Below are 2,012 nucleotides of genomic sequence, written 5' to 3'. Positions count from 1 at the left end.
GCCGCCGGCTGGCGCCGGGCGGGGTTCGCCGGCGCGGCGATAGGGGTCCTCGCGGCGGGCGCCGCCGCCGGGGTCGCGGTCGAGCGGCTCACGGTCGGGCGCGGCATGCGCAAGAAGGCCCGTCTGGCGCTGGACGCCTCCGGCCCGTACGGCTCGCTGCGCGGGCTGCCCGGCCGGGCCGTCGCGGACGACGGCACCGAGCTGTACTACGAGGTCGACGAGGTCGAACCGGACGCCGCACAGGAACCCGGCGCGAAGGGGGGCACCGGTTCGGGCCCCCGGCGGCGCAGGCTCTTCGGCCGCAAGGCGCCCGGCCCCGTCACCGTCGTCTTCAGCCACGGCTACTGCCTCAGCCAGGACTCCTGGCACTTCCAGCGGGCCGCGCTGCGCGGCCTGGTGCGCACGGTCCACTGGGACCAGCGCAGCCACGGCCGGTCCGGGCGGGGCAGGGCGCAGGCCGAGGGCGTACCGCTCGGCATCGACCAGCTGGGGCGCGACCTGAAGGCGGTCATCGACGCGGCGGCCCCCGAGGGCCCGCTGGTGCTGGTCGGGCACTCCATGGGCGGCATGACGATGATGGCGCTCGCCGACCGCTACCCGGAACTCGTCCGCGACCGGGTCGCCGCGGTCGCGTTCGTCGGTACGTCCAGCGGGAAGCTCGGCGAGGTGAACTTCGGGCTGCCGGTGGCGGGTGTGAACGCGGTGCGCCGGGTGCTGCCCGGGGTGCTCAGGGCGCTGGGCTCGCAGACGGAGCTGGTGGAGCGGGGGCGGCGGGCGACCGCGGACCTGTTCGCGGGGCTGATCAAGCGGTACTCGTTCGGTTCCCGGGACGTGGACCCGGCGGTCTCGCGCTTCGCGGAGCGGCTCATCGAGTCCACCCCCATCGACGTGGTCGCCGAGTTCTACCCCGCCTTCACCGAGCACGACAAGAGCGGGGCGCTGCCCGCCTTCCGGGACGTGCCCGTGCTGATCCTGGCCGGTGACAAGGACCTGGTGACGCCCGGCACGCACAGCGAGGCGATCGCGGACCAGCTGCCGGACGCCGAGCTGGTCGTCGTACCGGACGCCGGCCACCTGGTCATGCTGGAGCACCCGCAGACCGTCACGGACCGGCTCGCGGACCTGCTGGTACGGATCGGAGCCGTTCCGGCCGAAGAGGGCTGATCCTCTACCGTTGCCGCATGGAAGCAGCGCACAACGGCCCGGCGGCCCCCGCCGGCGCACCGGGCACCGTCACCCTGGACCTCGCCGTCGAGTCCCCCGAACAGATGCGGGACCTGGGCCGCCGCATCGCCGCCGTGCTGGCCCCCGGCGACCTGGTGATGCTCACCGGCGAGCTCGGTGCCGGCAAGACCACCCTGACCCGCGGCCTCGGCGAGGGCCTCGGCGTACGCGGGGCCGTGACCTCCCCCACGTTCGTGATCGCCCGCGTCCATCCGCCGCTGGGCACCGGTCCCGCCCTGGTCCACGTCGACGCGTACCGCCTGGGCGGCGGGCTCGACGAGATGGAGGACCTGGACCTGGACGTGTCGCTGCCGGAGTCCGTCGTCGTCGTGGAGTGGGGCGACGGCAAGGTGGAGGAGTTGTCCGAGGACCGGCTGCACGTGGTCATCGACCGCGCGGTGGGCGACACCGACGACGAGCGGCGCACGGTGCGGCTGATGGGCGTCGGGGTCCGCTGGGCGGGGCTGCGGACGGAGCTGCCGGGGTCCTGAGGCCCCGTTTCCCGACAGATCGTCGGTAAAATGTTGCGCCGAGGGCGGCGGGCGTGGTCACATGGACGGGAGGCTTGGTTAGGTGTACCTAACCAAGCCCTGAGCCAAGGCCCGAGGAGGCATGCATGCCGACACCCGAGCGTGAAGTGGAGCCGCAGGCGCCGCGGACGGATCCGCCGTCACCGGCCGTCGTCTCGATGAGGGACCTGCTGGCCTCCTGCGCCGCCGCGACGGCGGTCTCGACGCCGCCCCGCGGGGAGCGGGCCGAGGCCGACGAGGACGAGGAGGGCCCGCTGG

At 74.4% G+C, this 2,012-nt stretch carries 1 protein-coding gene and 1 pseudogene; both read left to right on the top strand.

The window, feature by feature from the left end; all coding sequences use genetic code 11:
* Positions 1-1,207, top strand: a pseudogene (locus IH13_RS0112725) (alpha/beta fold hydrolase); the annotation flags it as partial.
* Entirely contained in the window at positions 1,182-1,715 is a 534-nt protein-coding gene (tsaE, locus tag IH13_RS0112720; RefSeq protein WP_031083898.1) for a tRNA (adenosine(37)-N6)-threonylcarbamoyltransferase complex ATPase subunit type 1 TsaE, read from the top strand. The pseudogene IH13_RS0112725 and the gene tsaE, both read left to right, overlap by 26 nt.
* Positions 1,716-2,012 lie beyond the last annotated feature (297 nt).

The sequence above is a fragment of the Streptomyces sp. NRRL WC-3549 genome, from assembly GCF_000721935.1.
Taxonomy (GTDB): Bacteria; Actinomycetota; Actinomycetes; order Streptomycetales; family Streptomycetaceae; genus Streptomyces.
Note: the sequence above shows the minus strand (reverse complement) of the source record. Positions and strands in the feature narration are given on the sequence as shown.

What these genes read in the sequence shown, in the direction of transcription:
- tsaE (WP_031083898.1), top strand. Translation starts at nt 1,182, where the DNA reads ATGGAAGCAGCGCACAACGGCCCGGCGGCCCCCGCCGGCGCACCGGGC.